Annotated in this window: 1 protein-coding gene; it reads right to left on the minus strand. The window is 55.2% G+C overall.

Annotated elements, in window-relative coordinates; all coding sequences use genetic code 11:
* Positions 1 to 220: transposase family protein (locus tag EH240_RS37650; RefSeq protein ID WP_167484338.1), on the minus strand; the 220-nt coding region annotated here is incomplete at its 3' end.
* Positions 221 to 306 lie beyond the last annotated feature (86 nt).

Here is a 306-nt window from a genome sequence, read left to right on the forward strand (position 1 = left end):
GACGAAACCGGCGCAAGAGATCAAGCTTCTTCTCGCCAAAGCGTGAGATGTCGGTGATGGCTTCCGCCCCGGCGATCACCGCCACAAGACACAGCAGCAGCACTTCATCCAGCGGATACCTTACCTTCGCACTCTGCCGACCATCGGGCAGGTCCTTGAAATGACTCAGAAAAACAACCGTTTCCGATAATGCACCGGCATCGCAAGCCACAGCGTCCATCGAGATCATCCCTCGCAGAATCAAATGATCTCGACAGATTCAGCTCTCAACCGCCTTGTCACGCGTTAACTCACCCGATTGCCCTG

Origin of the sequence: Mesorhizobium tamadayense, assembly GCF_003863365.1 — a bacterium.
GTDB classification, from domain to species: Bacteria; Pseudomonadota; Alphaproteobacteria; order Rhizobiales; family Rhizobiaceae; genus Mesorhizobium; species Mesorhizobium tamadayense.